We start from the raw sequence: 5321 nt of genomic DNA, 5'->3' as shown, positions 1-5321 counted from the left end.
CGAGGCCGAGCGCAAGCTCGCGGCGGCGCATGCGCGCGTCGGCGCGGCGCAGGCGTCGCTGTATCCGGCCATCGTGCTGGGCGGCTCGGGGAACTGGCTGTCGACGACGGGCAATCCCGCGTCGATCGGCGATCGTTACGCGGTGGCGTGGGGTATCGGCCCGTTGATTAGCTGGCGCTTTCCGAATCTCGCGGCGAGCCGTGCCGAACTGGGCGCGGCGCGTGCCGATGACACCGGCGCGCGCGCCGCGTTCGATGCGAGCGTGTTGCGCGCCTTGCAGGAAACCGAGCAGGCGCTCGCGCGTTACGGCGCGGCGTGGCGCGAACGCGATGCGTTGCAGACAGCGCGCGCCGAGCACGCTCGCGCCGACGGGCTTCGAGGCCATGCCCGCGACCGCGTCGGAGGCCGCTTCCGCGCACGGCGTGGGCGCGCAGCCGCAGTCGTTGACGGGTTGCGGCGTACTCGGGCCGATCGGCTGCACGCCTTTGCTCGCGCCCGCCAGCGCCTTTTCGACGAGCGTGTCGAGCGGCGTCGCGCGGTAACAGACCGCGCGCACCAGCATCGGCAGATTCACGCCCGCCAGCACGCGCACCTGCGGCACCGTGGCGAGACGCGCGGCGATGTTCGACGGCGTGGCGCCGAACATGTCGGTGAGCACGAGCGCGCCGTTTTCCTCGCGCAAACGCTCGATTTCGGCGTTGGCCTGGGCGACCACCTCGGCGGGATCGCTGTCGGGCAACACGTCGAGCGCGCCGATGCGCGCCGGACAACCGCCGTAAATATGGGCAATGCACTCGCGCAGCGCGGTGGCGAGCGGTGCGTGGGCGATGATGAGAATCCCTGCCATGTCAGCTTGACTGCAATAAACGGCTTCGGATGATGCTGGCGCCGACCGGTGGCCAGCCGTGGGCCATCAGGGTCGGAACGTGCTCGGGCGCGCTTCTGGCGATGCAACACGCGCGGTCCGGATACGAACTCGCGGCATTGTAGCAGGGTCATTTTCGCGCAGACCATGCGGTTTTGCTCGCGTTTTTCATTCCACGAGCCTCGACCTCACAATCGGGTCTGCGCAGTTTTTGTGCCCTGCAGCAGCGCCGCACGCGCCCTCATCTGTCAGATGCCGGCGCGGCGCCGGGAATCAAGCGCCGCGTCGTCGCGTTCGAGCAACCCCTCGAAACGCGTCAACGAGCCGTCAAAGCGCGCTGACTCAGGCCGCCGCGCGCTCCAGCGCGTCGATGAACATCGCGGCCACGTCGAAACCGGTCTGTTCCATGATCTCGCGGAAACACGTCGGACTCGTGACGTTCACTTCCGTGAGCCAGTCGCCGATCGCATCGAGCCCCACGAGCAGCAGCCCGCGCGCGGCCAGCGTCGGCCCGAGCGCTTTGGCGATCTCCATGTCGTGCGCCGTAAGCGGCTGCGCGCGGCCCAGACCGCCCGCGGCGAGATTGCCGCGCACCTCGTTGCCCTGCGGAATGCGCGCGAGCGAGTAAGGCACCGGTTCGCCGCCGATCAGCAGGATGCGCTTGTCGCCGTCCTTGATTTCGGGGATGAACTTCTGCGCCATCACGCTGCGGCGGCCGTCCTCGCTCAGCATCTCGATGATCGAGCCGAGGTTCATGCCGTCGGCCTTCACGCGGAACACGCCCATGCCGCCCATGCCGTCGAGCGGCTTGAGGATCACGTCCTGATGTTCGTCGTGGAATTTGCGCAGGCGCGCGGCGTCGCGCGTCACCAGCGTGGGCGCGACGAACTGCGCAAATTCGCCGATCGCGAGCTTTTCCGAGTGATCGCGGATCGCCTGCGGCTTGTTGAAGATCTTCGCGCCCGCGCGCTCGGCCATTTCCAGCAGCCACGTCGACGTGACGTACTCCATGTCGAACGGCGGATCCTTGCGCATCAGCACCGCGCCGAACTCCGTGAGCGCGCGCGTGGCGTCCGTGGCCGTGAACCACGGCGCGCGATGCAGGTCCGCCGTATCGCCGACGATCTCGACGCGCCGCACGTCGGCTTCCACGCGCCCGTTCACCCAGGCGAGCTGCTGCGGCTCGCACGCGTAGAGCGTGTGACCGCGCTTCGCGGCCTCGGCCATCATCGCGTAGGTCGAATCCTTGTAGATCTTGAACCGCTCGAGCGGATCGGCGATGAAGAGAATGTCCATGTCGTCCCTGCTGTATCCGTGCTGTTATGACGGCTGCGCCCGCACAGGGCGGGCGCAGCGTCGTGTTATCGGTCGTGTCGGGCGCGGGTGAGCGCCGCTATCGTCAGACCTGGATGGCTTCCGGATCGGTCTTTTCCAGCTCCACCGATGCCGCCAGCAATCCGAGGCGCGCAACCACGCCGTACATGTAAAAGCGGTTCGGCGGCGCCGCGCCCGGCTTCGCGCGCGTGTCGGGCAGCGCCGTGTGCTCGAAGCCCAGCGGCACGAAGTGCATGCCCGGCGCGTTCAGGTTCTGGTCGCGCTCGCGGCTGCCGTGCGCGCGGTAGAAACCGCCCACCACGTAGCGGTCGATCATGTAGACGACCGGCTCGGCCACTTCGTCGCCGATGTGCTCGAAGGTGTAGACGCCTTCCTGCACGATCACGTCGTGCACCTCGAGCCCGTCCTTCGTGGCCGACATCTTCGCACGTTCGCGCTTGGTGAGCGCGGCGACCTCCGAAGCGTCGTGCACCGTCATCACGCCGCGGCCGTCGGTGCCCGCGTCGGACTTGATCACCACGTAGGGCTTTTCGGTGATGCCGTACTCGCGGTACTTCTTCGCGATCTTCTTGAGCACCGCGTCGATCGCGGTAGCCAGTTGCTCCTCGCCCGTGCGCGCCTCGAAGTCGACGCCTTCCACGTGCGCGAAGTACGGATTGATCATCCACGGATCGACGCCCACCATCTTCGCAAACTTCTTCGCCACGTCGTCGTAGCAGGAGAAGTGCGTCGATTTGCGGCGCACCGCCCAGCCCGCGTGCAGCGGCGGCAGCAGATATTGCTCGTGCAGGTTCTCCAGCACGGGCGGAATGCCGCCGGACAGATCGTTGTTCAGAAGAATCGAGCACGGGTCGAAGTTCTTCAGGCCGAGACGGCGCTGCGAGCGTTCGAGCGGCTCCAGCACGATCTTCTGGCCGTCCGCCAGCGAGATCGTGACCGGCCCGGCGATGGTTTCGTCGAGCGTGCCGAAACGCACGTTCAGGCCCGCCTGACGCATGATCGTGGCGAGCCGCGCGACGTTCTCCAGATAGAACGCGTTGCGCGTGTGCTGCTCGGGAATCACGAGCAGATTCTTGGCGTCCGGGCAGATCTTCTCGATGGCGGCCATGGCGGCCTGCACGGCGAGCGGCAGCACTTCCTGCGGCAGGCAGTTGAAGGCGCCCGGAAACAGATTGGTGTCGACCGGCGCGAGCTTGAAGCCGGCGTTGCGCAGATCCACCGAACAGTAGAACGGCGGCGTGTGCTCCTGCCATTCGAGGCGGAACCAGCGCTCGATGGCCGGCGTCGCGTCGAGGATGCGCTGCTCCAGTTCGAGGAGCGGGCCATTCAACGCCGTGACCAGATGCGGGACCATATGGGATTACTCGCGGACGAAAGCTTATTGGATTGTAGGGAAACCGGTGGTCTATCTGGGGACGATTGCGCCGGATGCAAGACGCTTTCCCCTTACACCTTATAGGGTTACTCGCGGCTTGCTCGCGGATCGCGCGTCACCCGGCGACTTGCCGGCCATCCCTGCATCCCTGGTGGATATCCATTCTGGACCGCGTGCGGCGTCGCGCGCAATGGAGTCCCACGAAATGAAGGGACACTTTCGACGCAATTTCACCGCATTTCCACGCATTCACCCCGCAATACGCCTCTACGTAGCGAACGCGCGCGGCGCGGCTTTATTCCCGCCCCACGGCGCGCGACCGCAAGCTCCGCGCCCGCAAAAAAGAAAGGGCCCGCCATGAAGACGGGCCCAAGTCGCTGTGCTCCAGTACTACCTGTACTGCCCTACAACCTCAAACCATGCATCGAAACATGGATCGAACGTTATTCCACACGCTCGCCGTGCAGGATGACGTCGAGACCTTCGCGCTCTTCTTCTTCCGTGACGCGCAGGCCCATCACCATGTCGATGACCTTCAGCAGGACGAAGCTGACCACGCCGCTGTAGATCAGGGTCGTCGCGACGCCCTTGATCTGCAGGATCACGCTGCCGTCGGCGCCGCCGATGTCCTTGACCGCGAACACGCCGGTCAGGATGGCGCCGATGATGCCGCCGATGCCGTGCACGCCGAATGCGTCGAGCGAGTCGTCATAGCCGAACTTGTGCTTGAGCCACGTCGCCGACCAGAAGCAGACCACGCCTGCCACCACGCCGATCACGATCGAACCCATCACGCCGACGAAGCCCGAAGCCGGCGTCACCGCGACCAGACCGGCCACTGCGCCCGAAGCGATGCCGAGCACCGAAGGCTTGCCCTTGGCGATCCACTCCGCGAACATCCAGCCGAGCGCCGCGCATGCCGTGGCGATCTGCGTCGTGAGCATCGCGAAACCGGCACGGCCGTCAGCCGCCACTGCCGAACCCGCGTTGAAGCCGAACCAGCCCACCCACAGCATGGCCGCGCCCATCAGCGTGAGCACGAGGTTGTGCGGCGCCATCACTTCGCGGCCATAACCGACACGCTTGCCGAGCACGAGGCAGCACACGAGACCGGCCACACCGGCGTTGATGTGCACCACCGTGCCGCCTGCGAAGTCGAGGATGCCGGCGCTGGCGAGCCAGCCGGTCGGTTCCCAGACCATGTGCGCGATCGGCGCGTAGACGATGATCGACCAGAGCGACATGAACACCAGCATCGCCGAGAACTTCATGCGGTCCGCGAACGCACCGGTGATGAGCGCCGGGGTGATGATCGCAAACGTCATCTGGAACACGAAGTACACGGTTTCCGGGATGGTCGGCGCGAGGTGGCTGACCGTCAGCGTCGTCGCCTTGTCGCCCTTGATGTAGTTCATGCCTTCAAGGAACACGCGCGAGAAGCCGCCGATGAACGAGTTGCCCGGCGTGAACGCCAGCGAGTAACCGATCACCGTCCAGATCACCGTGACGACGCAGGTGATGGCGAAGCTCTGCATGAGCGTCGCGAGCACGTTCTTCTTGCGGACCATGCCGCCGTAGAACAGCGCGAGACCCGGGATCGTCATGAACAGCACGAGCGCCGTGGAGGTCAGCATCCAGGCGGTGTCGCCCGAGTTGATCTTCGACGAATCGACCGAGAACGGCGCGGTCGGTGCGGCGGGTGCCGCGTCGGCGGCCGAAGCCGCGGCAGGCGCGCTTGCGGCGGCG

The 5321-nt window shown here is 66.2% G+C and carries 3 protein-coding genes and 2 pseudogenes; 1 reads left to right on the top strand and 4 read right to left on the bottom strand.

The features are described 5' to 3' along the window. Positions 1-58: 58 nt before the first annotated feature. Positions 59-286: pseudogene (locus G3N97_RS39835) on the top strand (TolC family protein); the annotation flags it as partial. Between the two features lie 168 nt (positions 287-454). Here G3N97_RS39835 and G3N97_RS36270 read toward each other — a convergent pair. From G3N97_RS36270 to G3N97_RS36255, 4 genes and pseudogenes are all read right to left on the bottom strand, one after another. Further along, positions 455-847 (bottom strand): annotated as a pseudogene (locus tag G3N97_RS36270) (PTS sugar transporter subunit IIB); the annotation flags it as partial. Positions 848-1207: 360 nt separating this feature from the next. Then, on the bottom strand, positions 1208-2161 hold the full coding sequence (gene gshB, locus G3N97_RS36265) for a glutathione synthase (protein ID WP_205997613.1): 954 nt from the start codon (positions 2159-2161) through the stop codon (positions 1208-1210). Positions 2162-2264: 103 nt separating this feature from the next. Then, positions 2265-3554: a glutamate--cysteine ligase gene (gene gshA, locus G3N97_RS36260; protein ID WP_065062103.1), complete on the bottom strand. Its 1290-nt coding sequence runs from the start codon at positions 3552-3554 to the stop codon at positions 2265-2267. Positions 3555-4018: 464 nt separating this feature from the next. After that, positions 4019-5321, bottom strand: a 1303-nt coding sequence (locus tag G3N97_RS36255) for an ammonium transporter (protein WP_277397872.1), incomplete at its 5' end; no start/stop codon positions are given.

Origin of the sequence: Paraburkholderia sp. Ac-20347, assembly GCF_017104805.1 — a bacterium.
GTDB classification, from domain to species: Bacteria; Pseudomonadota; Gammaproteobacteria; order Burkholderiales; family Burkholderiaceae; genus Paraburkholderia; species Paraburkholderia tropica.
Note: the sequence above shows the minus strand (reverse complement) of the source record. Positions and strands in the feature narration are given on the sequence as shown.